Here is a 26175-nt window from a genome sequence, read left to right on the forward strand (position 1 = left end):
GTCTCAGTCTGCTCCTCGTCGGGTTATAGTGCTTCAAAAGAAGTCATGCGAATCGAGTGGAACAAGTTCCCGTTGTTGCGTGACTCGGCAGCGAGCAGGATCCGTTCGTTCACATCGACGTAATACGTCACCGCTTCCTCATTTTCGTCTTCGTCGAAGATCGATGGGTATTTCTCGACCCACTCCGCAGGTACCGCCTCGGCGGATTCCGTTTTGACGAACGCCTGAGCTGTCCGACCGATGATATTGACGTCACCTTCACCCGTGCCTAACGTCCCGTCATCAAGCCACTTGCGAATCTGTTCGTTCGTCGCCCGCGACAAGAACGGATGGGGTGCGACTGCACCCGAACTCGTCTCTTGACTGTTCGTTTCGTCGCCTTCCGGATTGAACTCACGGTACATCGTGCCATCCCATTCGGCCCGGGCACCGGCGTTCGGTCCCGATACGACCTCGGATACGAAATGTCCGTTCTCATCGTACGTGACGAGGTAGTTGCGAACTTCGAGCGTCTCCCCGTTTTCCGGCAACTTCTTCTCTTCATAGCCGATTTCGACGGACGTGTAGAACGGTTCGGTCCGATTCTCACGACCATTGTCATCATCATCATTCAAGTTGGTGACCAAATAAAAATTATAAGCGAGCAGAGCCCCGACGATGAGGATGCCGGCAAAAATGATCCAACTGAGCCGCTTTTTCACTTCTCGTTTCATAACATGCCCTCCCAATATTCTTCACTTACTATCCTACACTAGCGAGGGTGCCATGCAAAACATTTACAACTAAAAAAAGGGCCTCGACTGAGACCCCTTACTTTTATCCAAGTTTATCTTCATCACGCTTATAGATTTCAATCCATTTATCCCGTTCGTCCGGTTCATCGGCCAAGTCCTTGAACAAGGCGACGATCATCAGAATCAGCACGAAGATGAACGGGAAGGCGACAAGGATCGCGACGGCTTGAAGCGCGCCGAGACCACCCGCATACAAGAGCACGGCTGCGATCGATGATTGGATGAAGCCCCAAATCAACTTGATCCGCATCGGTGGGATGAGTTTCCCTCCTGTCGTCAGCATTCCGAGCACATATGTCGCCGAGTCGGCTGATGTGATGAAGAACGTCGAGATCAAGAAGATGGCAATGATGCTTAGTACCGTCCCGAATCCGCCGAACGTCTCGAACAAGGCGAACAGCCCGACTTCCGTTCCGATCTCGTTGACCGCGTCGATCAAGTTCGCTCCACCGAACAAATCAGCCCAAATGGCCGATCCGCCGAAGACAGAGAACCAAAGCAGTCCGAACGATGTCGGTACGAGCAAGATTCCGATGATGAACTCACGGATCGTCCGACCTTTTGAGACACGGGCGATAAACGTCCCGACGAACGGTGACCATGAGATCCACCACGCCCAGTAGAAGATCGTCCAGCCGTTGATCCACTCGCGCTCGACCGGTTCAAAAGCACCCGTTCGGAAGCTCGTCGTCGGCAATTGTTGCAAGTACGTCCCGATTGTCTGCGTGAACAAGTCGAGAATGAACGCGCTCGGTCCGGCGATGAGCGTCGCGACGAGCAAGACAATGGCTAGGAAGATGTTCGTGTTACTGAGAATACGAATCCCTTTATCTAATCCGGTCGAGGCACTGAACATATACAGCACCGTCACGACGGCGATGATGATCAACTGCGTCGAGAACGCGTTCGGTACGCCTGGAATTAAGTAGTGAAGCCCACCGGCAATCTGCTGGGCACCGAATCCAAGTGACGTCGCGACCCCAAACGCTGTTGCGACGACGGCCAAAATGTCGACCGTCTGTTTGACCGGACGTTCATAGCGGTCATTGACGAGTGAACCGATCGTCTCCCCGATCGTCGCCGGACGCCCTTTGCGGAACGTCGAGTAGGCGATGGCGAGAGCGATCATCGCATAAATCGCCCATGGGTGGAAGCCCCAATGGAAGAAGGCGTAACGCATCGCCGTGCGCGCATCACCTTCCGGCGTCGGCGACTCGAATGGTGGCGCATGGAAGTGAAGCAACGGTTCCGCCGCTCCCCAGAAGATGAGACCAATTCCCATCCCGGCACTGAACAGCATGGCGAACCATGTCAAATATCCAAAATCTGGTCGGTCTGTATCTTTTCCGAGCCGAATCGACCCGAAGCGCGAAAAGATTAAAAAAATCGCGACGAGTAAAATCCCGGTCGCGCTGAGCAGGTAGAACCAGCCCATCCCGTTCGAGAGCAAACCTTGCAGTTTCGTCGTCACGTTGATCAAGCTTGCGTTTCCGAGCAAGCTTTCAGGGAAGATTCCCCAAATCGTAAAGAGGACCGTAATGATGGCTGATACGATAAATACGGTCGTCACTCGACTTTCTCTTTCCATAATCTCACTCCTATTCAATTTTCTTATTTTCATATACGTTTTCCACCCTAACACAGTTTACAATCTCGGCACAACCCGAAAACGTGTTCGCTCGTGTCACGATGAAAAAAGTGACGATGGAATCTCGTCACTCGGTCGACTTCGGTTCTAACGATACGATCAACGTCTCATCGACGACGTAATAGGGCCGTTTTGGCAACACTTTCAAATAGCCGCCTTCACGCAGACGCGTCAAATCAAGTTGCGCCGTCTGTTGGAATTTACGTAGCGGTAATTTTTTTTCTTGCTCGAAATATAAGTCGAGCGCCCGCTGCACCTGGTCCATCTCATAGACGACGTCACGCTCGTCCTCTGGGGCGATGTGGAACGTCTCTTTTGACATGTAAAACCGCTGTCTTGGCTTGCCTGGCAAGTGACGTTTCAAACGTCCGAGATCGATCTCTTGGGACTCGTCCAACAGCACCGTCCGGTTGACCCCTTTCGGTAACGTCTGTTCATACTCATGGATGGCTTCTCGTAGCTGCGGCAACGTGATATCGACTTCTTGCTCGACCACGTCTTCTTTTTGCGTCAGACGCTGCCACCAATTTTTACCTGACCGTGTTTGTCGCTCCATACACTCCCCCCTCTCCCCGTTCCTTTCCCGTTATCTTTGACCATCTCACCTTATATTCGCATATTCACGAAAAAAACCTTCCTTTTTTCAAAGGAAGGTCTGACGCTTATTTCAATTTGTTACGGAGGACCATCTGGAGGATCCCGCCGTGACGGTAGTAGTCAATCTCAATTTCCGAGTCGAAGCGGGCGACGACTTTGAACGATGTCACCGTGCCGTTTTCATGCGTGGCCGTGACGTTCAAGATGTCGCGCGGACGTACCGACTCATCGACTTGGATATCGAGTGCCTCTTTGCCTGTCAGTCCGAGTGATTCCGCAGACTCACCGTCCATGAACTGGAGCGGTAACACACCCATCATGACGAGGTTTGAACGGTGAATCCGTTCGAAACTTTGGGCGATGACGGCACGAATACCGAGCAGGTTTGTACCTTTGGCTGCCCAGTCACGCGACGAGCCCATGCCATAGTCGTTTCCGGCGAGCACGATCAAGCCTGTGCCCTGCTCTTTATATTTCATAGCCGCATCATACATCGGCATGATCTCACCTGTCGGCCAGTACGTCGTGTATCCGCCTTCTGTGCCAGGCGCGACTTGGTTACGGATACGGATGTTCGCGAACGTACCGCGCATCATCACTTCGTGGTTACCACGACGCGACCCGTATGAGTTGAAGTCGAGCGGCGCGACGCCTTTCGACTGCAGGTATTGCCCAGCTGGTGTCGTCTTCGAGAACGCTCCTGCCGGCGAGATGTGGTCAGTCGTAACCGAATCGGCGAACTTACCGATGACACGAAGACCATTAAGTGGGAGCACAACGCCCGCTTCCGGTTCGAGGTTTTCGAAGAACGGCGGGTTTTGGATGTACGTCGAGTCGTCCGAGAAGTCGTACAAGTTACCTTCTGGGACGGCGAGCGCGTTCCAACGTTCGTTGCCTGTGAACACCGTGTCGTACTCTTTACGGAACGCTTCCGGCGAGACGACGTCTTGGACGACCATCTTGATCTCATCGTTTGACGGCCAGATGTCTTTGAAGAAGACTTCGTTGCCGTCTTTATCCGTCCCGAATGATTCGTTCATGATGTCGAAGTTGACCGACCCTGCGAGCGCGTAAGCGACGACGAGTGGCGGTGACGCCAAGAAGTTCGCTTTGACGAGCGGATGGACGCGGCCTTCGAAGTTACGGTTACCCGAGAGCACGGACGACACGAGAAGATCGTTCGACGTGATCGTCTCTTCGACTTCGCGGTCGAGCGGCCCAGAGTTCCCGATACATGTCGTACAGCCGTAACCGACCGTGTTGAACCCGAGCTGGTCGAGGTACGTCGTGAGTCCGGCTTTATCGAGGTAGTCAGTAACGACTTTCGAGCCCGGGGCGAGCGACGTCTTCACGTATTTCGGTACCGTGAGTCCACGTTCGACGGCTTTCTTGGCCACGAGGCCAGCGCCGACCATGACGTAAGGGTTCGACGTGTTCGTACAGCTCGTGATCGCCGCGATCGCGACGTCACCCGTCTGCATGTCGACCGATCCATCCTCATAATGGATGGCAGCTTTCTTGTCGAGCTCGGCACGGTCGAGACCGAAGCCGCTGTGTCCGGCCGGTGCGCTCAAGCTGTCAATGAACGCCGTATGCAAGTCAGACAAGTTGATGCGGTCTTGCGGACGTTTCGGGCCTGCGAGTGAAGGTTCTACTTTAGACAAGTCGAGTGTGAGCGTCTTTGTGAACGCCGGATCGGCTTGATCAGGTGTGTAGAACATGTCGTTCGCTTTCGAGTAGGCCTCGACGAGGTCGATCAACTCTTCTGAGCGACCTGTCGTACGCATGTAGTTCAACGTTTCCGTATCGACCGGGAAGAAGCCGCAAGTCGCCCCGTACTCAGGCGCCATGTTGGCGATCGTCGCCCGGTCAGAGAGCGGCATCGTGTGGAGTGACGGTCCGAAGAACTCGACGAACTTGCCGACGACTTTCTCGTTACGAAGCATCTCGGTCACGACGAGCGCGACGTCTGTCGCTGTGACACCTGGGTTGACCTCACCGATGATCTTGACGCCGACGACGTCTGGTACCGGGAAGTATGACGGTTGGCCGAGCATGCTCGCTTCGGCTTCGATTCCGCCGACGCCCCAGCCGAGGACACCGAGTCCGTTGATCATGGTTGTGTGCGAATCCGTTCCGACGAGTGAATCTGGATACGCGACATTACCTGTTCCATCATTCTTTTCAAGCACGACCGACGCCAAGTACTCGAGGTTGACTTGGTGAACGATTCCCGTCGCCGGTGGTACGGCACGGTAGTTGTCAAACGCAGTCTGAGCCCAACGCAAGAATTTGTAACGCTCTTCGTTCCGCTCGAACTCGATGTCCATGTTTTTCATGAGCGCGCCGGCGAATCCGTAGGCATCGACTTGGACCGAGTGGTCGACGACGAGATCGACCGGGATTTCCGGGTTGATCTTGTTCGGGTCGCCACCAAGGTCAGCCATCGCTTTACGAAGTGAAGCGAGGTCGACGACAGTCGGGACACCCGTAAAGTCTTGCAAGACGACGCGAGCCGGTTTGAACGGTACGTCAATGTCTTTCGAGACTCCGGCAGTACCCCATTTTGCCAAGTTCTCGACGTGTTCTTTCGTGATGGCACGACCGTCTTGTTGACGCAAAACTGATTCGAGCAAGACGCGAATCGAATACGGGAGGCGGCTGAGTTCCGTCACCCCATCTTCCTCTAACTTTTTAAGCCGGTAATAATCGTAAGCTTGTCCGTTGACCTCGAACTGTGTCCGAGATGAAAAAGCGTCTACTACGTTCGTCTGTTCCATACAATTTCCCCCTTTTTGAAAGCGACGACCACAGCAGTTGCCGTAATCGCTTACTTATCACATGTTTATCATAATACAACTATAGCGTGACGTAAAATACATTCCGTCACAAATTAGTCATAAGTAAAACTTATCAATTGCTCCGATCGTCTCAAAACACGAAAAAAAGACGGCCATCTAAGGCCGTCTTTACAATCTAGCTTATTCGGCACCGATCTCGACATTGACATCGAGTGCGTCGACGAGCGTCAACTCATCTTCATAGCGTTCTTTGAAACGGTCAAACGTGAACTCGTTGGCGAACAAGAACACAGGGCGTTCCCAACGGTCGGTCACGAGCATGTTCCGTGAGTCTTGGAACGGCTTGAGCGCCTTCAATTCTTTGTCTTTCACCCAGCGAGCGACACTGTACGATACCGGCTCCATCCGGATGTCGACCCCGTACTCGTTATTGAGACGATATTCGAACACCTCGAACTGGAGTTGACCGACCGCGCCGAGATAAATCTCGTTATACTCGTTGCGGTACACTTGGATCGCTCCTTCTTGGGCGAGTTGCTCGACACCTTTGTGGAAGTGTTTCGACTTGAGCGAGTTGATCGGCGAGACGCGCATGAACAATTCCGGCGGGAACGTCGGCAACGCCTCGAACGCGATCTTTTGCTTCGACGTCGTGATCGTGTCACCGATTTGGTACGTCCCAGAATCGTAGATCCCGATGACGTCACCGGCAAACGCCTTATCGACAGTCTCCCGGTCGTTGGCCATCAACTGCGTCGATTGACTCAGTTTGATTTTCTTGCCGGTCCGCGTCAACGTGACGTCCATTCCCCGTTCGAACACACCCGAACAGATGCGGACGAAGGCGATGCGGTCACGGTGGGCCGGGTTCATGTTCGCTTGAATCTTGAAGACGAAACCACTGAAGTCTTCAGACGTCGGGTCGATCGGACCGACGTTCGATTTACGGGCCTCTGGGGCCGGCGACATATCGAGGTAGTGGTCTAAGAAAGACGTCACCCCGAAGTCGACGAGCGCCGTACCGAAGAAGACAGGTGTCAGCTTACCTGATTGGATCGCCTCGACGTCGATGTCGTTGCCGGCACCGTCTAACAGGTCGATCTCGTCGCGCAAGTTCGTCAAGTTTTCTTCTGTCAAGTAGTCGGCGAGCACAGGATCGTTGACCCCGTCCTCGTTCAACGTGAGCTTGCCTTTCTCGCCACGGAACAAGTGGATCTCGTTCTTGATACGATCGAACACACCTTCGAACTGCATCCCGCTGCCGATTGGCCATGTGACGGCGACCGAAGGCATACCGAGCACTTCTTCAAGTTCTTCCATGAGCTCGAGCGGATCTTTCGCCTGACGGTCCAACTTGTTCATGAACGTGAAGATCGGGATACCACGCATACGACAGACTTGGAATAATTTCTTCGTCTGTGTCTCGATCCCTTTGGCGGCATCGATGACCATGACCGCGCTGTCGACAGACGTCAAGACGCGGTACGTGTCTTCTCCGAAGTCGTTGTGACCCGGCGTGTCCATGATCGAGACGACCTTGTCGCGATAGACGAACTGCATGACAGACGACGTGACAGAGATGCCCCGTTGTTTCTCGATCTCCATCCAATCGGACTTGGCGTGTTTTGAGTTTTTGCGGGCTTTGACCGTCCCCGCCTCGCGGATCGCTCCCCCGTGTAAGAGCAATTTCTCCGTGAGTGTCGTCTTACCGGCATCCGGGTGGGAGATGATGCCGAAAATGCGGCGTTTCTCTACTTCTTGTTTTAATTGGTTCATATATTGTCCTTTCCCTTCCAGACTTTCAACTTCATTCTCATTTCTGACTGCAACGCTCTCTATTCTAACGAAATGGTGTCGTTTCGTCCATCATTATAGGATGCTCATGCTTTTGTATTCGCGGTCTTTTTTGTATACTAAGCTTGAATGATTGTGAAATGAAAGAACGGGGGAAAGACGATGCCAGAAAACTTGATGATGTATTTCATTGTCTTCTGGGGATTTGTGATGATCGGGTTGATGACGATCGGCGGATACTTCATGTTCCGTAAGTTTTTAAAACGGATGCCAAAAGAAGACGGCCGCTCTCTCCTAGATATCGAGGACGATTACATCGCGAAGACACGCCACCTGTGGACGCCCGAGACACGGACGCTACTCGATCGGCTCGTCACACCAGTGCCTGAGCTGTTCCGCGATGTCGCCATTCGCAAGATCGCCGGCAAGATCGGACAGTTCGCGCTCGAATCGAGAGCGAAAGTGATGACGACGGAACTCGTCGTCAAAGGATATATCGCCGCCACACCGAAGCGGGACCACAAGTTTTTGAAGAAAGCGCTCGAAGAAGAGCAAATCGATTGGATGACTTATAAACGTTATTTCCAACAGTGAAGATTCGAAAAACAACGGCATACCTCGCTCGAGGTATGCCGTTGTTTATGTCGTCGCGATGCGCTTATATTTTTGATACATGGCGATCCGCCACGGCACGATCATGCCCCAGGCGATCAAATAGAACAAGCCGCCCGTCGCGAAAATGTTGACCTCATCGCCGAGGAACGCTTTCATGACCGTCCTGATCGCGAGTAAGGCGAAGACGACGATGAAAAACGCTTTCGAGCGGGATAAATAAACCTCACCATCACGTTTTTCAAAATTGGACGTCTTGATCAAAAAGATACTAAAAATCAAGCCTACGACAAGCGCCTCACCGACTTCGAGCCATGTCAGACGAAAAGCCGGCACTAAAAATTGAAGCATGCCCGTCGACATCGCGAGCGGTGGAATCAAGATTTTTTTCGCATTCGTCGGTCGGGCCGATGCCTTCACGCGAACGAAACTCGCGATGACCCCCATCAGCAGTGCGACGAGAGTCGATCCCCAAAATATCGACATATGGTCAGCCCCTTTAGAATCCGGTGAATCCCACTAGTTCGCTCATCCAGGCAGCGAAGCGGTTCATTCCATCAAAATATAATACGACTCCGAAAGCCATCATCAAATAGCCTCCGAACTTTGTTACTTTCGCGCTGTTGCGCGCCAAATATTTGATTTTGCCGACGAAACCGGCCATGACGAGAAACGGGATCGAGAACCCGATGACGTAAGCGAGCATATACCCCATGCCTTGGCTCGGGTTAGACGCAGCCAGTGCGATCACCCCGGCGAGAATCGGTCCTGTGCACGGCGTCCATCCGGCTGCGAACCCGATTCCGATCAACACGGTCCCAAAATACCCGCTCTTCCGTTCTCCAAGTGCGAGTTTCTTTTCGCGCATCATGAAGCGCGGTTGCCATAGCCCCGCTAAAAAGACCCCGAACACAAAAATAAGGATTGCCCCGAACATGCGTAGACTATCTTTAAATTGAATGAAGAAGTCGGCGATCAACGAAGTTGATAAACCGAGGACGAGAAAGACGATTGAGAATCCGAATAAGAATGAGAACGTATGAAACCAAGCCGTCCGTTGCCGGAGCCCTTCGCTTTTCAAGTCAGAGACAGATACCCCTGTGATATACGACAAAAAGACCGGATAGAGCGGCAGCGTACACGGTGATAAAAAAGACAAGACGCCCGCCCCAAAAGCGAGCCATAAAGTGACTTCCATGCGTTTTTCCACCTTTCAGCCCCATTATAGCGAAAACCATTTCAAAATGCTCGCATCTTTTCTCCGTCCACTTCGTCCGATTTTGTAATCATTGAAATGGAAATGTAACTTGTGATGTGTAGTGTTGAATGCTAAGATTTGGATATTCTACTTCACCAGGTTCTATTTTAATATGATGGGGGAAATACCGTGGCGGTCATCACAGCTGAAACCTTACACTATGCCATTGAACAAAAACGCGATGAACTGTATGAAATCGCCTCGCAGTACAGTTGGACGTCTCCAGAAGTGATTCATGTCAGCCAAGAGCTAGACACGTTAATCACGTCTCACGTCCTCTCGAAACACCTAGCAGACAACTTAAATTGATCATCAACTCCAGCTCGTCACTTTCTAGTGGCGAGCTTTTTCCATGGAAAAAGGACACCCCTACGGGTGTCCTTTGCAAATTATGACATCAGACGTTGTCCTGATTGTAACTCGTACATTTTTTTGTACAATCCATCATGCTTCAATAAGGCCTGATGATTGCCCCGTTCGACGATCTCGCCGCGATGTAAGACAAGAATCAAGTCGGCATCCTGTATCGTCGACAAGCGGTGGGCGATTGCGATCGTCGTTCGTCCACGACGCATCCGGTCGAGGGCGAACTGTACCCGCTCCTCCGTCTCCGTGTCGATCGAGCTCGTCGCCTCGTCCAAGATCAGGATTTTCGGATCACGGGCGACCGTTCGGGCGAAGGCGAGCAACTGCCGTTCCCCGCTCGAGAACGTCGCTCCCCGTTCGCCGACTGTGTGACCATACCCCGTCTCGAGTTTTTCGATGAACGTATTGGCTTGGACAAACTCCGCCGACTGGCGTACTTTATCGGAATCAACTGTCGGGTTGAACAATTTTAAATTATCTTCGATCGTGCCGCTGAACAGGAACGGGTCTTGTAAGACGAGACCGATCTTATCGCGAAGTTCCACTTCTTCGAACTGCTCGAGTGGGTGTCCGTCGATGGTGATCCGTCCCCCTTCATACGGATAAAACCGAGTGAGCAAGTTGATGATCGAGCTTTTCCCGCTCCCCGTGTGACCGACGAGCGCGACCGTCTCACCAGGCTTGGCAACGAACGAGATGTTCTTCAAAACATCGACTTCCCCGTCATAACTGAACGTGACATCGTCAAACCGAACTTCTCCTGCCTCGATCGCTGCCTCGCCAGAGAGACTTTTTCCTGGCGCCGGTTCATCGGTGTCGAGCACTTTGAAGACGCGGTCTGCCGAGACGACCGCTTGTTGGAACTCACTCAGCCGTTGCATGATATCGAGCACGGGGCGGAAAATGCGCTCGATGTAACTGATGAACGCATAGACGACCCCGACTTGAACTTGTTCCGTCATCGACAGGAAGCCATAGTAGCCGAGCAAACCGATGATCGAGAACGCAAGCAACAGCTCGATGATCGGGCGGAGCAACATACTATCGAGCTTCAAGTTCTTGAAGCGCGCTTCTTGATGCGCCTCGTTCGTCGCTTCGAACTGACGGACGAGACGCTCTTCTTGACGGAATTGTTGAACGATACCCATACCGTTGATCGACTCGCTCAACTGCGCGTTCAGTTGCGATAACAAATCACGGACTTGGGCAAAGTATTTAGTCGAGTACCGGCGATACGCCCAAATGATGAGCCAAAACAACGGGAGGAGGACGAGCCCGATCGTGGCGAGCGTCGGCTCTAAAATGTACAGGAAGATGTACGTCCCGAGCAATTGAACGCCCGACTGGACGAACGTGCTCATCACGCCGACGTACAACTCTTTCACCGCTTCCGTGTCGTTCGTGATCCGGGAGACGAGCACACCCGCCGGCGTCCGGTCGAAATAGGCGAGACGCAGCCCCATCACATGGCGGAAGATGTCCATTCGAATATTTTGGACGATTTTAAGGGCGATCTTCTGAAACGCAATCGATTGTAAATAGTCGAAGATGACGGCTGAGATGTGTAACACCATATAGACGACGAGCAGCGTGACGACCCAATTCGTCGGATAGACGCCCGGTGTCACGAACTCATCGATGAACACTTTGATTAAAAACGGTCCGGCAAGCTTCGCTCCCGTCGCAAGAAGCAAAAAGACGAAGGCGAGGCTGAGCGGCCGGCCGTATCGTTTCGTATAGGCCAATAACCGCTTGATGACCGCCCATTCTTGAATATCATGCTTCATGGTGGCCCCCTCCTTCCACGATCGCCTCAAGTTGTTGGCGGTCGTACGTTTCTTTGTACCAGCCCGGTTCTCGGATGAGATCGTTGTGTCGGCCTCGCTGAATGACTTGGCCATCAGCGAGTACGAGAATCTCATCGGCATGCTCCACTGCCGACAGACGGTGGGCGACGATCAATCGAGATTGCTCCGGATTGCCGACACGGAAATGTTCGATGATGGCTTCTTCCGTCTTCGCATCGACGGCGGACAACGCGTCATCAAGGATTAATAGATCGGCCTCGATCATAAGCGCCCGGGCAATCGAGATACGTTGCTTCTGTCCCCCCGAGAGCGTTACGCCGCGTTCCCCGACGAGCGTAGCATACCCTTCCGGCAACCGTAAGATGTCGTCATGCACTTCGGCGATTTTGGCAGCCTCCATGATCTCATCCATTTTTGCTTCCGGTTTTCCGAAGGCGATATTGCTCGCAATCGAATCCGAGAACAGGAAGTGGTCTTGCGGGACGAGGGCGACTTTATCTAGTAGAAGTGATTTTTTGACTTGACGAACATTGACGCCGCCGATTTTGATTTTACCGTCGGTCACGTCATATTCACGGGTCAACAATCGAACGATCGTCGTCTTACCAGAACCGGTCCGACCGACAATCCCGAGTGTTTTGCCACGCTCGATCCGGAACGTGACATCACGCAGCACGGTCGTATCGTCATAACGGAACGAACCGATATCCGCCTCGAGCTCGGAATGATCCAGTTTCGTCGCCGCCATCGGATCGTCTTGGATCTCCGGCTTGATGGCGAGCATGCGCTCGATCCGGTCGTACGAAGCCCGACCACGTTCGACGATATTGAACAACCAACCGAAGGCGAGCATCGGCCAAGTGAGCAGACTAAGATAAGCGGTAAAACTGACGATTTGACCGATCGTGAGCTCGCCTTGTTCAATCAAGTAGGCCCCGTAGCCGATCGACAATATGTAAGATAATCCGACGATCCCGAAGATTGTCGGGTCGTACAAGGCGTCAATTTTAGCGACACGGACGTTTTTTGCCATGACTTCATCTGACAACTTCTCGAACGATTCGACGTCGTGGTCGACTTCCCCGGTCGATTTCAAGACGCGAACCCCACTCACACTCTCCTGAACCTTGTCATTCAATTCGGAAAATGCCGCTTGGGCGACACCGAACCGGCTATGGAGCATCTTTCCATATCGCGTCGTCAAAATGACCATGATCGGCAGCGGTAGTAAAGCGACGACCGTCAGCTTCCAGCTGATCGTCGTCACCATCGTGATGATGACGAACGTACCCATCGTCACACTGTCGACGAGCGTCAAAATACCCGCCCCCGCCGTCGTCGAGACAGCCTGGACATCGTTCGTCGCGTGCGCCATCAAATCGCCGACACGCGACTTTTTATAAAACCGTTGATCCAAATCCGTGAAGTGACGATACAGTTGGCTCCGGAGCAAGCGTCCGAGCCGGATCGAGGCCCCGAAAATGAAATAGCGCCAAAAAAAGCGCGCCACATAGTTTCCGATCCCGACAGCCGCAAGGCCTCCTAACAGCATCCACAGCAAGTCCGCTTCGAGCGAACCTTGGTTCATCCCATCGATGACTCGGCCGATGATGCGCGGCGGTATGAGCTCGAGTGCGGCGACAAACATGAGCAAGACGATACCGACTGCATACGTCCGCCATTCGAGCCTGAAGAACCAAGCTAATTGTTTAAATACACGAATCTGAAACGCCCCCTATATCTTGAAATAAGACTATTCATTTATGGTAGCGAAAGTTTGTTCGATTGTCGAACAAAAGATGAATAAAAAAAGCACTTCGCGGGTGCGAAGTGCTTCGGTGACTCATTATGATTTTTTTTCGTTCTTCGCTTGAACGTTCATGGCACGCATCACTTGGTTGACTTTTTTCTGTGACGGCTTTTGACCCATCTGCATCATTAACGTACGAATCATGTCTTCGTTGATTGGTGGGTTCTGTTCAAGGTAGTTCATCATGTATTTACGAGCGATGAAGAACCCGATCGCGATACCCCCGATAAGTGCTGCCACGACAAGAAGAATCCAAATAAATGTACTCAAGGTTTTACCTCCTCTACCATATGAAACATCGTTTTTTACTATACACTATATTGCGCTAATTCGCTAGTCGTCAGAAAAAAAAGTGATGACCTAGACATCGTCTAGGCCATCACACGTTTTTAATGATAATTATAGTGATTTGACAGCGTCGACGACGTTCTCGACCGACATGCCGTATTCTTTCATGAGGAGGTCTCCAGGAGCCGAGGCACCGAACTTGTCGATTCCAAGCACTTTACCGCCGAATCCGACGTATTTGTACCATCCGAGCGTCGAACCTGCTTCAAGCGAGACGCGTTTCGTGATCGACGAAGGAAGAACTGATTCCTTGTACTCTGCCGATTGGGCTTCGAACAGTTCCCATGACGGCATTGAGACGACAGCAGCGTTCACGCCTTCAGCAGCGAGTTGCTCGCGTGCTTCGACGAGGACATGGACTTCTGAGCCTGTACCGAGAAGAAGGACGTCCGCTTCGCTAGACTTACCTGCGACGACGTAGGCACCTTTCGCCGCGTCTTCGACAGATGTTCCTACGAGTTCTGGCAACGCTTGACGTGTCAAGACGAGAAGTGACGGAGCTGACGTCGTCGTGATCGCTTGTTTCCAAGCGGCGATCGTCTCTTTACCGTCTGCCGGACGGAGAACTGACAAGTTCGGCATCGCCCGGAAGCTCATCAAGTGCTCGACCGGTTCGTGCGTCGGACCGTCTTCACCGACTGCGATCGAGTCATGCGTCAAAACGAATGTCGCCGGAATTCCCATGAGTGCAGCGAGACGGACCGCTGGACGGAGGTAATCCGAGAAGACGAAGAACGTTGCGCCGTAAGGAAGTACGCCACCGTGAAGTGCCATCCCGTTGACAGCTGCCGCCATTGCGAATTCACGGACACCGAACCAGATGTTACGGCCAGCCGGATCTTCGTCGAAGTCAGCCGCTCCTTTAATCATCGTGTTGTTCGAGCCGGCGAGGTCAGCCGATCCACCGAACAATGTCGGTACCGCTTTCGCAATCGCGTTCAAGACTTCTCCGCTCGTTTGGCGCGTCGCTTTTTTCGAACCGACTTCAAACGTTGGCAACTCGCTATCCCAACCTTCAGGAAGTTCGTTGTTCATCGCACGTTCGAACTGAGCACCGAGTTCAGGATGAGCCGATTTGTAGGCTGCGACGAGCTCGTTCCAATCCGACTCAGCTTTAGCGCCAGGCTCAACGACTTTATCGTTGAACAAGTCGTACACTTCGTTCGGGACGTAGAAGTTCTCGCCTTCCCATTTATAGAACTGTTTCGTGAGCTCGATTTCTGCTTCTCCAAGTGGAGCGCCGTGTGATGCCGATTTACCTGATTTATTCGGTGAACCGAAACCAATGACCGTCTTCACTTCAATCATCGTCGGTTTAGACGTCTCAGCTTTCGCCTCGTCGATCGCTTTGGCGATCGTATCGATGTCCGTTCCATCCTCGACGCGAATGACTTGCCATCCGTAAGCGTTGAATCGATCTTCTACGCTTTCCGAGAACGACTTATGGAGATCCCCGTCAAGCGAGATGTCGTTTGAATCATACAAGACGACGAGTTTACCGAGTTTCAAGTGACCGGCGAGTGAGGCAGCCTCAGCCGACACACCTTCCATCAAGTCACCGTCTCCACAAATTCCGAACGTATAGTGGTCAACCACGTTGAACTCGTCGCGGTTGTATGTTGCTTCCAAATGCTTCTCAGCCATTGCCATACCTACAGCCATCGCAATCCCTTGACCGAGTGGTCCCGTCGTCGCGTCTACACCAGCCGTGTGACGATACTCAGGGTGTCCTGGCGTCTTCGAGTCTTTTTGACGGAACGACTTGAGGTCGTCGAGTGAAAGGTCGTAACCAGACAAGTGAAGCAGCGAGTACAACAGCATCGAACCGTGTCCCGCTGAAAGGACGAACCGATCGCGGTTGAACCAGTTCGGGTTTTTCGGGTTGTGACGCATTTTGTCTGTCCAAAGCGTGAACGCCATCGGGGCCGCACCCATCGGCATACCTGGGTGACCTGAGTTCGCTTGTTGGACAGCATCAATCGAGAGCGTCCGAATCGAGTTAATCGCTAATAATTCTTTAGTAGTTGTTTCCACTAATTTCATCCTCTCTGTTGTTAAGAAAGTTTCTACCCGTCATATTTTAGCACACTCAATCGTGTGTCACAACTAATTAAATAGTATGTCACATTGATTGGAATCGTTTACTTCCATACGTCTGTTTTCGAGGGAATGGTCGAACCTTATCGAGCTTCGTGTATAACAAACATGCACATCCTATACGAAATAGGATGTGCATTCGAGTTCATTCAGAACGGTGTCGGTTCTGTTCGTCTTTTAGTTTTTCTGGTGTCACGTCGTTGCCTTCCGGATCGACGACTTTCATGCCCATCATCTGGGATTTGAACGATTGACGGAACGCTTTTAAATATTGTTGACGCAACGCTTGTTGCTCGTCCATCTCTTGTTGTGACAAGCCGTCTGTCTTTGCCTTGTTGGCGAGGAAGTTAATCCGCTCCAATTGTTCGGGTGCTAACATGAGGTTCGCCCCCTCTCTACTGAATTTGTAGTTCTACTGTACAAAATCAGGGCGCAGGAATCAAGTTTCTGGCACTGCCACATGTTCCAAATAGCGACGGTTCACAGTCGCTTTCGAGACTTCGTAGCCGAATCCGCGGAGCGTGGCCGCGATCTCAGCGAAGGTGAGCCCCCGCTCCCGAAGTTGGACGATCTCCTCGATCGGCACTTCGATCCGGCTCCTCCCACCTTGGTCATGGTGCTGAATATTGCGTTGCGGGTTGAAGCCGTTCGCGACCGCCCGGCGCATGCCGCGCGATATCTTGGCGTTATGAATCTTCCGTTGATACTCCTCGACGACGCTGACAATCTCAAGCACCATCTTCTCGGCGTCGGAGACGACATATTCGTCGGACGACTGCATCGTCAACAGCCGGACGTTATGCTTCATGAGCGTATGCAAGATGGCGATTTTTGCATTCCCTCGGCCAAGGCGACTGTCATCGCTCACGAGCACGGCATCGAGCTTTGACGCCGACACATGCTCTAACAGATCGAGCAGACCCGTCCGATTGACCTCGAAACCGCTCTCTTGTTCGGTGATCACATCGATCACTTCCGCATCGAGACGTTTGGCCATCTGTAACAATTCCGCTTCTTGCCTCATGAGCGAGGTTTCCTGAGTTGACTTGTTCGTCGATACGCGACAATAAATGACGACTCGCATCTCGTCACTCCCTTTCTTTCCAGTCATCCTTTTACGATACACAGGATGAGCGGGTGTTCGCAATCCAAATCGATCATTCAGCGGCGAACCACGTCGTTTTCCGTTCTTCTTTTTCCGCACGTTCCGCTAACAGCTGGGCTTCGAGCGTTTCCGCTTCGTTGAACGCAACTTCTTGTTCGATACTTCTTTCGACCGTCATCACTGTCGGCTCGACAACTTCGCCTTGGCGAAACTCGCCGACTAAGTAAAAGGCGAACATCCCAAGCACTACCATTCCGACCAATATGAATCCGTTGATTGTATCTTTCATTTGAACCGCCTCCAAATATGAGAATATGCGTTCTTAGGAACGTCTGTTCGTTTATCTGTTCTCATCATAAAACAAGAACTTCTGTTCGGTCAAGAAAAAACGAACGAATGTTTGTACGCTCATATGTTCTTGTGTTAAAATAAATCCATAAAGAATAGGATGCGTTCGCAGGTTATTCGACATAAACGAGGTGAAATCCATTGAAAAAAATGTCAGCAAGACAGCAACAGATTCTTGATTTTATAAAAGCTGAAGTTCGGACGAAGGGTTATCCGCCGTCAGTCCGAGAAATTGGTGAAGCCGTCGGTCTCGCATCGAGCTCGACCGTGCACGGTCACTTGGACCGTCTTGAAAAACGTGGATTGATTCGGCGCGATAAGACAAAACCGCGCGCGCTCGAAGTGTTGAGCGAGGACGCCCCGTCAATCGAGGAGCGTGAGACGGTCATGTACGTCCCGGTCATCGGGAAAGTTACGGCCGGAACACCGATCACGGCGATCGAGAACGTGGAAGAACACTTCCCGCTCCCGGCCCATATCGTCGGTTCGGATAACGTGTATATGCTCTCCGTCTCTGGCGATTCGATGATCAACGCCGGAATCCTCGACGGGGACCGCGTACTCGTGAGACAACAGAACACGGCAGACAATGGAGAGATTGTCGTCGCGATGACGGACGAGGGTGAGGCGACCGTCAAACGGATCTACAAAGAGGCGTCGAAAGTCCGACTCCAGCCGGAGAACGATGAACTTGAGGCGATGTATTTCGATAACGTATCCATTTTAGGGAAGGTCATCGGTGTATACCGGACGATCCATTAATGGCTAGCGGCAAGACACATACGCGTACGAACCTCGTGGCAATCGGTGCTTTAGCGATTGCCACGCCTTTTATTGATGTCGATATCCCGACTACCCTTTTCCTCGGTGCGCTTATCGGGACGTTCTGGCTCTCCCCGGACCTCGATTTAAAATCGGATGCATACTATCGGTGGGGACCGCTGCGTGGCTTTTGGCTCCCTTACGTGAAGCTGATGCCGCACCGGTCTCCGCTGTCGCACTTGCCGGTGTTGAGCGATCTCATTCGTGTCATCTACCTTGGCTTCCCGCTCGCGCTCATCCTTACGTTCACTCCGTATGAAGCGGTTGTGAAGACGTGGCTCGACTTGAACGGCATCCCGTTCTTCCTCGGTCTCGTGTTCGCGACGACGCTCCATACGGCACTCGACTATGCGTCCACATTTTTCAAACGTGCGTTCTAATCGCAAAACAAGCGACCACTCAATTTCGAGTGGTCGCTTGTTTTGACTAAAAAAACGCCCGATCCAAGAAACTGGATCGAGCGTTTTTTCAAGTTCATTTGACTTAGTAGAGCGTCATGTACTGATCGCGTTCCCACTCTGTTACTTGCGTGCGGAACATGTCCCACTCGATCTCTTTCAACTCGAGGAAGTGTTCGCCGATATGGTCACCGAGCGAATCCATGACGATTTTGTCGGCGCGGAGTACTTCGAGCGCGTCGAAGAGTGTCGCCGGAAGATCGTCGATCCCGTTCGCAACACGCTCTGGCTTGTCCATCACGTAGATGTTGCTGTCGATCGGTTTCGGTGCTTTCAAATCTTTCTCGATGCCGTCAAGACCAGAAGCCAAGAGGGCCGAGAGCGCGAGGTACGGGTTCGCCGCCGGGTCGACCGAACGTACTTCGATACGTGTCGAGAGGCCGCGGGCAGCCGGTACACGAACGAGCGGTGAACGGTTACGAGCGCTCCATGCGACGTAGCATGGTGCTTCGTATCCAGGCACGAGACGCTTGTACGAGTTGACCGTTGGGTTACAGATCGCCGTGAACGCACGTGCGTGCTCAAGGATACCAGCTGTGAAGGCGCGTGCCGTATCCGAGAGCTCCATGTCACCGTTCGGGTCGTAGAACACGTTCGTGTCGCCTTTAAAGAGTGACATGTTCGCATGCATCCCTGAACCGTTGACACCATAGAGTGGTTTCGGCATGAACGTCGCGTGAAGGCCATACTTCGCCGCGATCGTCTTGACGACGAGTTTGAACGTTTGGATGTTGTCGGCAGTCGTTACCGCATCCGCGTATTTGAAGTCGATTTCATGCTGTCCTGGTGCGACTTCGTGGTGTGACGCTTCGATCTCGAAGCCCATGTTTTCGAGCTCGATAACGATTTCTTTACGGCAGTTCTCGCCTGAATCGACCGGTGCCAAGTCGAAGTAACCGCCTTGGTCGTTCAATTCGAGTGTCGGCTGTCCGTTCAAGTCTTTCTTGAAGAGGAAGAATTCTGGCTCTGGTCCGACGTTGAACGCTGTGAAGCCGAGCTTTTGCATGTGCTCGAGGTTGCGTTTCAAAATGCCGCGCGGGTCACCGCTGAACGGTGTGCCGTCCGGATTATAAATATCACAAATTAAGCGAGCGACTTTACCGCTGCCGTCTGTCCATGGGAAGACAACCCACGTGTTAAGGTCTGGATAGAGGTACATGTCTGATTCCTCGATGCGTACGAACCCTTCGATTGAAGAGCCATCGAACATCATCTTGTTATCAAGTGCTTTGTCCAATTGGCTGATTGGCACCTCGACGTTTTTAATCGTACCGAGGATATCCGTGAATTGAAGACGAATAAAGCGTACGTCCTCTTCTTGTGCGATCCGTTTGATGTCTTCTTTTGTGAACGTTTTTCTGGCCATGGTAAAAGTCCCCTCTCACATTGTGTAATGGTTTGTGTACTGGCGTCATCGATAAAAACGTGACAACTCTCCTTGGATGAGCGACGTTTTATTGAAACGACCAGCTTCTTGAAGCTGCGTTTTCAATAATTGATGTAACTCTTTCTCGGAAATCTTTGGCGGTTCGCTTGGCGGGGCCGTAGAAGCAGATTGTTCTGTCTCTTTGGCACCGTCGTTGTCGAGCATATGGCGAATCGCCGCCAAGTTGAAGCCTTGGTCAATGAAATCTTTGATTGCGAGTAAACGTTCGACATCATTAAAGGAATAAAGTCGTCGTTTCGATTCCGTCCGACTAGGCGAAACCAGACCCTGTTCTTCGTAATATCGAATCTGCCTGCCTGTCAGTTGCGTCAGATCTTGGACGATCCCAATCGGAAACAACGGGTTGGAGCGACGAAATTGATCGGCCATCCCTTACCCCTCCTTTTCTGTCTCACAATGTGAGAATAATACATGACAACTTTCCTGTCAATAGATGTTAAGAAAGTTAACATGACATTTCGGTTACAACGTTTGAGTTGAATTTTCACGGTCAAATGTGACGAGCCCTTTCGTCCGCAATTGGCTCAAGGCGAGCATTAACGCGACTTTAACGTGCGCATAGGTCAAGCCGCCTTGGACGTATGCCGTGTACGGTGCCCGGAGCGGTCCGTCCGCTGATAGTTCGATCGACGAACCTTGGATGAACGTCCCGGCTGCCATGATGACGTCATCCTCATATCCTGGCATATAGGCCGGTACCGGCAGTGCGTGGGCGTTGACCGGGGACGCCATCTGAATGCTCTGACAGAACGCGATCATCTTGTCGCGGTCGCGGAACGTGACCGATTGAATCAAATCGGTCCGCCGTGACGTATAATGCGGATCGGTTTCAAAACCGAGCAGGCCGAGCAGGCTCGCCGTCAAATGGGCCCCTTTCAACGCTTGGGCGACCGTGTGCGGCGCCATATAAAAGCCTTGATACATCTCCTGCAGCGAATAGAGCGACGGACCGGCCTCGCTGCCGATGCCTGGCGTCGTCATCCGGAACGAGCATCGTTCGATCAATGCTTTCGTCCCGGCGATATAGCCACCCGTCTTCGCCAAGCCACCGCCCGGGTTTTTAATGAGCGAACCGGCCATGAGGTCGGCCCCGACATGTGTCGGCTCAATCGTCTCGACAAATTCGCCGTAGCAGTTGTCGACGAAGACGAACACGTGCGGGTGCGCTGCTTTGATCGCCGCGATCGCCTCGCCGATTTCACGCACCGGGATGCTGCGTCGATTGGCGTACCCTTTCGAACGTTGGATGCCGACGAGCTTCGTCTCGGGGCGGATCCGTTCGATCGCAGCCGCGACATCGATTTGATCGTCTTTCAACTCGACCGTATCGTAGCCGACACCGAGTTCTTTCAATGAACCGCGGCCGTCGCCGCGGATGCCGACGATCTCTTCAAGCGTATCGTACGGTTTACCCGTGATATACAAGAGTTCATCTCCCGGTAACAACACACCGAACAAGGCGATCCCGATCGCGTGTGTCCCCGAGATGATTTGCGGACGACAGAGGGCGAGTTCGGCCCCGAACACGTCCGCATAGATCGACTCGAGCGTGTCGCGCCCGATATCGTCATAGCCGTACCCGGTCGTCGGATTGAAATGAAAGTCTGACACTTTATGCTTCTTGAACGATTCGAGGACACGGTATTGGTTGAACTCCGCCGTTTCCTCGATCGCTTCAAAATAAGGTTTCACCCGTTGTTCCGCTTGCTTGACGAACGGGGCCAATTCATCGTAATGCTCAATCTTTTCTTGCCACATCATTCACACCTCAAATGGTTTCAGCGTCGCATATAGACGCGTGTCTTCTCTCATATAACCGACAAGTTCGACCGAGCCGTCGTCAAGGAAGTTCTCCTCGAGCCGGTACATCGAATCTTTGGCCGGATGGTAATGTTCGAACGAGCTGACCGGCAAGACGACGTGCACTTTCGTCAACACGTCCGAAATCTTGTCCTCAATCGCGCCGATGAGCGTCTCGATATCGGCCGAGTCGAGCGCCGAGATGACGAGCGGTCCACCGACGAAGTCAGCCGTCAAGCGATCTTTCTTGTTGTACACTTCGAGCTGCGGCAACTCACTCGCGCCGAGATCGGACAAGACCGAATTGGTCGTATCGATCTGGTTCATGTAGTGCGGGTTCGACGCGTCGATGACATGAAGCACGAGGTCGGCCCCGAGCACTTCTTCAAGCGTCGAGCGGAACGCGGCGACGAGTTTCGTTGGCAAGTCGCGGATGAACCCGACCGTGTCGGTGATCAGCACTTTCCCGCCGCGCGGCAGTTCGAGCTCACGCGTGAGCGGGTCGAGCGTCGCGAACAGTTCGTCCTGTTCGTACGTGTCGGCATCGGTCAGACGGTTGAAGATCGTCGACTTGCCGGCGTTCGTGTAACCGACGAGCGCGACTTGGAACACACGGTTCTCTTTCCGGCGCACACGGTAGCGGTCACGGTGCGCGACCGTGCCTTCGAGTTGTTTCTTGATCTCATCGATGCGGCGCTTGATGTGACGGCGGTCACTTTCAAGTTTCGTCTCACCCGGGCCACGTGTCCCAATCCCGCCTCCGAGTCGTGACAACTGTGTGCCTTGCCCGATCAGGCGTGGGAGCAAGTAGTTCATCTGGGCGAGCTCGACTTGGAGCTTCCCTTCCTTCGACTGGGCCCGTCCGGCGAAGATGTCCAAGATGAGTTGCGTCCGGTCGATCAATTTCATCTCGTCCGGGTCGTTCAACGAGATCCGAATGTTTTTCGATTGGGCCGGTGACAGCTCAGCGTTGAAGATGACAATATCCGGCTCGAACTGTTCGATGAGTACGGCGAGCTCCTCGACTTTCCCTTTCCCGATAAACGTCCGGCGGTCGACTTGTTGCCGTTTCTGGTCGAGTCTTGCGACGACCTCACCTTTTGCTGTATCGACCAATTCGACGAGTTCACCCATCGATTGTTCATATGTCCAATCGTCGACGGTCGGTAGCTGACACCCGACGATGATCACTTTCTCTCGTTCCATATACATCCCTCATTCCTAATAAGTCTCATCCTCCATCTTACCACGAATCCATGAATGGAGAACGTCCGTTTGTGGTACGATATGAAGAGAAGGAGGGACGTCCCATGACGAAACGCAGAAAAGAGTACTCGCTCCCCGAGTATATCGAAACGTATTTATATCATCTCGGTGCGAGCGGCCGCCAGCCATCGACGCTGAAACGCTATCGCTACGACTTGATCGACGTGCACAAATACTTCAGCGACCATAACGTCGAACTCGTCACCCCCGAGGAATGGCTCGCCGTCCCGCTCGAGTCATGGAAGACGTTCATCAACGATTTTTTGATCGAAGAGAAACAGTACCAACAGGCGACGGTCGCCCGCATCGTCACCGTCATCAACAGCTTGACCCAGTTTTTGAACCCGCTCCGCAAAAAGATGCTCGCCTATTCGCAACCGGCGCACACGCTCACCATCGACCAGATCGCGTTACAGTCCGAGTTCGACAAGCTCGTCCGGACGATCCGGTCGCCGCGGGGATTGAGCGAGAACCAGCTTCAGGCCCATCCGTACCTCGTCAACCGCAACGCGCTCATCGTCACACTGTTCTACAAATACGGTTTGCGCGTCCATCATATCATCCGTCTGAAAATGAACGACCTACACTTGGCGAGCTACGAGTTCGATGTCTATGACCGGCTCGGTAACAAGTTCACGCTGAAGCTGACGCCTGAGGACCAATCGCTCCTCATGAACTATCTCGCCGACATCCCGACGCCGGTGCGCCCGCGCTGGTACTCGGAAGATCCCGTCTTCGTCTCGTTCGACTTTGCCCGGATGACGTTCCGCTGGGTGTACGCCAAAAACCAGCCGAAACAGCTGACGATCGTCATGATTACGAAGATGATGCGGCAGTTGAACGAGCGCAGCGGCGTCACCCGCTCGGTCACCCCGTCGATGCTCCGGAACGCCCATGTCTTGAAGACGTATGCGACCGACATGACCTCTCTCGAGCGGATGAACGTGACGTGCATGCATAAAGAGTCGTCGCTCCGCCGTTATGAGCAGGCGTATGCCGAGTTCGGTGCCGAGCTGTTCGGTGAAAATGTGACGAACTAAAACCCGCCCTTTTCCGAGGACGGGTTTTGCTTTGTCGATCAATGGGCCCATTCATCTTCTAGTAACCCGTAGACGACATGGTCGACGTACCGGTCGTACAGCCATTCGGCGTCTCGAAGCACGCCTTCTTGTTTGAAGCCGAGCCGTTCCGGCAGCGCCCGGCTCTTCACGTTCCCGGTCGCGACACGGATCTCAATCTTATGTAAGCGGAGTTCCTTAAATCCGTACTCGATGATCGTTTCAAGTGCTTGGCTCATGATGCCATGCCCTTGAAAGTCTTGGCCGAGCCAATAGCCGACCGTCCCGCACTTGATGCCACGATCAAGATCGTTGAAGCCGATCGTCCCGGCTAGCTCGCCTTGATACAGAATCGCGAACGATTTTGGATAGCCACCCGTCTCGATCAATCCTTTGATTCGTCCTTCGATGTTCTGCCGCGAATCCTCAACCGTCTCCGTGTAATCGAGCCACCCGAGCCACTCGCGAAGATATGGCTTCGATGCCATCGTCAGTTCGAACAACGCCTCCGCGTCGTCGACGGTGAACATCCGTAGCTGTAATTTTTCATCGATATTATAAGCCAACATGTTACCGTCCCCCCATCCATCTCCCATTTATTGTGTTCACTGATGATTTATTGTAAGCTATCTGTAAATAATTTGAAAGCGGTGAAAATATGTAATCTGGCTTCATCCATCCCATCCAAAATTGAATAGTCCTGGGGGAGATTTGTGATGAAGTCATTTTACACGCTCTTGGTCAGTCAATGGCTGGCCAACATCGGTGACGTGCTCTATATCGTCGCCTTGATCGCCTTATTGTATCAACAGAGCGGTTCCGCCCTCGCAGCGGCTAGTTTCCCGATTGCCGTCACGATCGGCATGACCGTGAGCGGTCTGTTCTTTGCCCGCGTCCTATCTCGGTTCACGCTCGGTCAGACGCTACTCGTCACGCAATTACTGAAAACAATCCTACTTCTTGCGGTGATTCAGACGGAATCGGTCTACGTCCTCGGTCTTGTCGTACTAATCGCTTTCTTAGACGGGTTCGCCCGTCCGGTCCAGGCGTCGTTCATTCCCCGGCTGACGACAAATCGCCAACAAGCAAACAGTCTCGTCCAAGGGTCGAACCAGTTCATCCAGCTGGCGATGTGGCCGCTTGGGACGATTCTTGTCGCTTCGTTTTCAAGCGAGGTGGCTCTAACCGTCGCTTTGATTTTGTTCACGCTGTCAACGCTCGTCACGTTTCAATTCGTCCATTCGCTCGACCACGATGTGACGGAAACAGAGCTTGAATCGGACATTTCCCTAAAGGACAGCCTCGCCTTCGTGCGAACAGCACCTTATGCTCGACTGATCACGGTGTTCGTCACGTTCGAATCGTTCGTCAGCACACTTTGGATTTCAGCGCTCCTACTCGTCTATTTGGAGCGCCATCTCCACATCGATACGAGCTGGTGGGGAACGATGAACGCGAGCTTCTTGGTCAGTATGATCATAGCGAGCGCTTACCTGTACCGTGCAAAGCGCAACAGTTCGCTCGCCATCAGCTCCGTCTTGTCTGTAGGGGCCGCCCTGTTGTTCGGGCTGACGTCTCACATCGTGTTCGCACTCATCGCGCTCGCGATTCAAGGATACGCCACCCAGCTCCTCATCATCCAGACGAACACAGCGCTCCAAGAGACGACACCGGCCGCACAACTCCCGTACGTCTACAGCGTCCAACAGACGACCTACACGTTCGCCTTCAGCATCGGCAGCCTGACGTTCGGTATGCTCGCGGACGGATTGCCGATTGCGGTCGTCTACTTGATTGGCGCAGGTTTGACCATCCCACTCGTCTGGCTCGGCCGACAAATCGACCAGATGGACGACTTGGTCCAATCCGTGTAATAGTAAGGCGCCTTCTCAGTAGGAGATGGCGCCTATTTGTATTTTCGAATGTTCTACATATCGC

The 26175-nt window shown here is 52.7% G+C and carries 25 protein-coding genes; 6 read left to right on the forward strand and 19 right to left on the reverse strand.

The features are described 5' to 3' along the window. Positions 1-23: 23 nt before the first annotated feature. The 5 genes from EVJ23_RS00480 to EVJ23_RS00500 form a co-directional block, all read right to left on the reverse strand. Positions 24-713, reverse strand: a complete 690-nt coding sequence (locus EVJ23_RS00480) for a hypothetical protein (protein ID WP_071397622.1) — start codon at positions 711-713, stop codon at positions 24-26. A gap of 103 nt (positions 714-816) precedes the next feature. Continuing rightward, complete coding sequence (locus EVJ23_RS00485) at positions 817-2382, reverse strand: BCCT family transporter (RefSeq protein WP_131463627.1); 1566 nt, start codon at positions 2380-2382, stop codon at positions 817-819. A 127-nt stretch (positions 2383-2509) separates the two neighbouring features. Then, positions 2510-2998 (reverse strand): DUF3939 domain-containing protein, encoded by a 489-nt coding sequence (locus EVJ23_RS00490; RefSeq protein WP_131463629.1) that lies wholly within the window; start codon positions 2996-2998, stop codon positions 2510-2512. Positions 2999-3104: 106 nt separating this feature from the next. Then, complete coding sequence (gene acnA, locus EVJ23_RS00495; protein WP_131463631.1) at positions 3105-5819, reverse strand: aconitate hydratase AcnA; 2715 nt, start codon at positions 5817-5819, stop codon at positions 3105-3107. Between the two features lie 201 nt (positions 5820-6020). Then, positions 6021-7616 (reverse strand): peptide chain release factor 3, encoded by a 1596-nt coding sequence (locus tag EVJ23_RS00500; RefSeq protein ID WP_131458805.1) that lies wholly within the window; start codon positions 7614-7616, stop codon positions 6021-6023. 180 nt (positions 7617-7796) lie between these two features. On the opposite strand from EVJ23_RS00500, the gene EVJ23_RS00505 reads away from it, so the two are divergent. Beyond that, on the forward strand, positions 7797-8228 hold the full coding sequence (locus tag EVJ23_RS00505; protein ID WP_070327153.1) for a DUF2621 family protein: 432 nt from the start codon (positions 7797-7799) through the stop codon (positions 8226-8228). A gap of 45 nt (positions 8229-8273) precedes the next feature. On the opposite strand, the gene EVJ23_RS00510 is transcribed toward EVJ23_RS00505, so the two are convergent. Then, positions 8274-8732, reverse strand: a complete 459-nt coding sequence (locus EVJ23_RS00510; RefSeq protein WP_174545499.1) for a CcdC family protein — start codon at positions 8730-8732, stop codon at positions 8274-8276. A gap of 13 nt (positions 8733-8745) precedes the next feature. Further along, entirely contained in the window at positions 8746-9444 is a 699-nt protein-coding gene (locus EVJ23_RS00515; protein WP_016510637.1) for a cytochrome c biogenesis CcdA family protein, read from the reverse strand. Between the two features lie 189 nt (positions 9445-9633). Between EVJ23_RS00515 and EVJ23_RS00520 the strand changes: the two genes are divergently transcribed. Beyond that, on the forward strand, positions 9634-9813 hold the full coding sequence (locus tag EVJ23_RS00520) for an aspartyl-phosphate phosphatase Spo0E family protein (protein WP_070327150.1): 180 nt from the start codon (positions 9634-9636) through the stop codon (positions 9811-9813). 80 nt (positions 9814-9893) lie between these two features. Here the strand turns inward: EVJ23_RS00520 and EVJ23_RS00525 are convergent, their stop codons facing one another. The 7 genes from EVJ23_RS00525 to EVJ23_RS00555 all read right to left on the reverse strand — a co-directional run bounded on the left by EVJ23_RS00525 (position 9894) and on the right by EVJ23_RS00555 (position 17327). After that, complete coding sequence (locus EVJ23_RS00525) at positions 9894-11657, reverse strand: ABC transporter ATP-binding protein (RefSeq protein ID WP_131463633.1); 1764 nt, start codon at positions 11655-11657, stop codon at positions 9894-9896. Continuing rightward, the gene (locus EVJ23_RS00530; protein WP_070327148.1) at positions 11647-13401 is read right to left on the reverse strand and encodes an ABC transporter transmembrane domain-containing protein; all 1755 of its coding nucleotides are present in this window, start codon (positions 13399-13401) and stop codon (positions 11647-11649) included. Before EVJ23_RS00530 ends, EVJ23_RS00525 begins: the two co-directional genes overlap by 11 nt. Before the next feature lie 123 nt (positions 13402-13524). Beyond that, positions 13525-13758, reverse strand: coding sequence for a YneF family protein (locus EVJ23_RS00535; protein ID WP_070327147.1), 234 nt, complete (start codon positions 13756-13758; stop codon positions 13525-13527). Between the two features lie 129 nt (positions 13759-13887). Further along, positions 13888-15879, reverse strand: coding sequence for a transketolase (gene tkt, locus EVJ23_RS00540; protein ID WP_131463635.1), 1992 nt, complete (start codon positions 15877-15879; stop codon positions 13888-13890). Between the two features lie 199 nt (positions 15880-16078). Then, positions 16079-16312: a DUF896 domain-containing protein gene (locus tag EVJ23_RS00545; RefSeq protein ID WP_070327145.1), complete on the reverse strand. Its 234-nt coding sequence runs from the start codon at positions 16310-16312 to the stop codon at positions 16079-16081. Between the two features lie 60 nt (positions 16313-16372). Beyond that, entirely contained in the window at positions 16373-17017 is a 645-nt protein-coding gene (locus EVJ23_RS00550; RefSeq protein ID WP_131463636.1) for a YneB family resolvase-like protein, read from the reverse strand. 73 nt (positions 17018-17090) lie between these two features. Beyond that, entirely contained in the window at positions 17091-17327 is a 237-nt protein-coding gene (locus tag EVJ23_RS00555) for a hypothetical protein (protein WP_070327144.1), read from the reverse strand. Between the two features lie 200 nt (positions 17328-17527). On the opposite strand from EVJ23_RS00555, the gene lexA reads away from it, so the two are divergent. Further along, positions 17528-18148, forward strand: coding sequence for a transcriptional repressor LexA (lexA, locus tag EVJ23_RS00560; RefSeq protein WP_070327143.1), 621 nt, complete (start codon positions 17528-17530; stop codon positions 18146-18148). Beyond that, positions 18148-18588: a metal-binding protein gene (locus tag EVJ23_RS00565; RefSeq protein ID WP_131463638.1), complete on the forward strand. Its 441-nt coding sequence runs from the start codon at positions 18148-18150 to the stop codon at positions 18586-18588. The genes lexA and EVJ23_RS00565 overlap by 1 nt, the downstream gene beginning before the upstream one ends. 103 nt (positions 18589-18691) lie before the next feature. On the opposite strand, the gene glnA is transcribed toward EVJ23_RS00565, so the two are convergent. From glnA to hflX, 4 genes are all read right to left on the reverse strand, one after another. Beyond that, a complete protein-coding gene (gene glnA / locus EVJ23_RS00570) occupies positions 18692-20032 on the reverse strand; it encodes a type I glutamate--ammonia ligase (protein WP_016509758.1) in 1341 nt (446 codons plus the stop codon). A 45-nt stretch (positions 20033-20077) separates the two neighbouring features. After that, positions 20078-20482, reverse strand: a complete 405-nt coding sequence (locus EVJ23_RS00575; protein WP_131463640.1) for a MerR family transcriptional regulator — start codon at positions 20480-20482, stop codon at positions 20078-20080. A 93-nt stretch (positions 20483-20575) separates the two neighbouring features. Next, on the reverse strand, positions 20576-21871 hold the full coding sequence (locus tag EVJ23_RS00580) for a methionine gamma-lyase family protein (RefSeq protein WP_070327912.1): 1296 nt from the start codon (positions 21869-21871) through the stop codon (positions 20576-20578). 3 nt (positions 21872-21874) lie between these two features. Beyond that, positions 21875-23119, reverse strand: a complete 1245-nt coding sequence (hflX, locus tag EVJ23_RS00585) for a GTPase HflX (RefSeq protein ID WP_070327140.1) — start codon at positions 23117-23119, stop codon at positions 21875-21877. A gap of 104 nt (positions 23120-23223) precedes the next feature. On the opposite strand from hflX, the gene EVJ23_RS00590 reads away from it, so the two are divergent. Continuing rightward, on the forward strand, positions 23224-24219 hold the full coding sequence (locus tag EVJ23_RS00590; RefSeq protein WP_070327139.1) for a tyrosine-type recombinase/integrase: 996 nt from the start codon (positions 23224-23226) through the stop codon (positions 24217-24219). A gap of 38 nt (positions 24220-24257) precedes the next feature. Here EVJ23_RS00590 and EVJ23_RS00595 read toward each other — a convergent pair whose 3' ends face one another. Next, entirely contained in the window at positions 24258-24806 is a 549-nt protein-coding gene (locus EVJ23_RS00595; protein WP_131463642.1) for a GNAT family N-acetyltransferase, read from the reverse strand. Positions 24807-24953: 147 nt separating this feature from the next. Here EVJ23_RS00595 and EVJ23_RS00600 point away from each other — a divergent pair, with 147 nt between their 5' ends. Further along, positions 24954-26111 carry an MFS transporter gene (locus EVJ23_RS00600; protein ID WP_131463644.1) on the forward strand — a complete coding sequence of 386 codons (1158 nt, stop codon included), beginning with the start codon at positions 24954-24956 and terminating at the stop codon, positions 26109-26111. Positions 26112-26175: the final 64 nt, after the last annotated feature.

Origin of the sequence: Exiguobacterium sp. SH1S1, assembly GCF_004337245.1 — a bacterium.
In the GTDB taxonomy this organism is placed as follows: Bacteria; Bacillota; Bacilli; order Exiguobacteriales; family Exiguobacteriaceae; genus Exiguobacterium; species Exiguobacterium aurantiacum_A.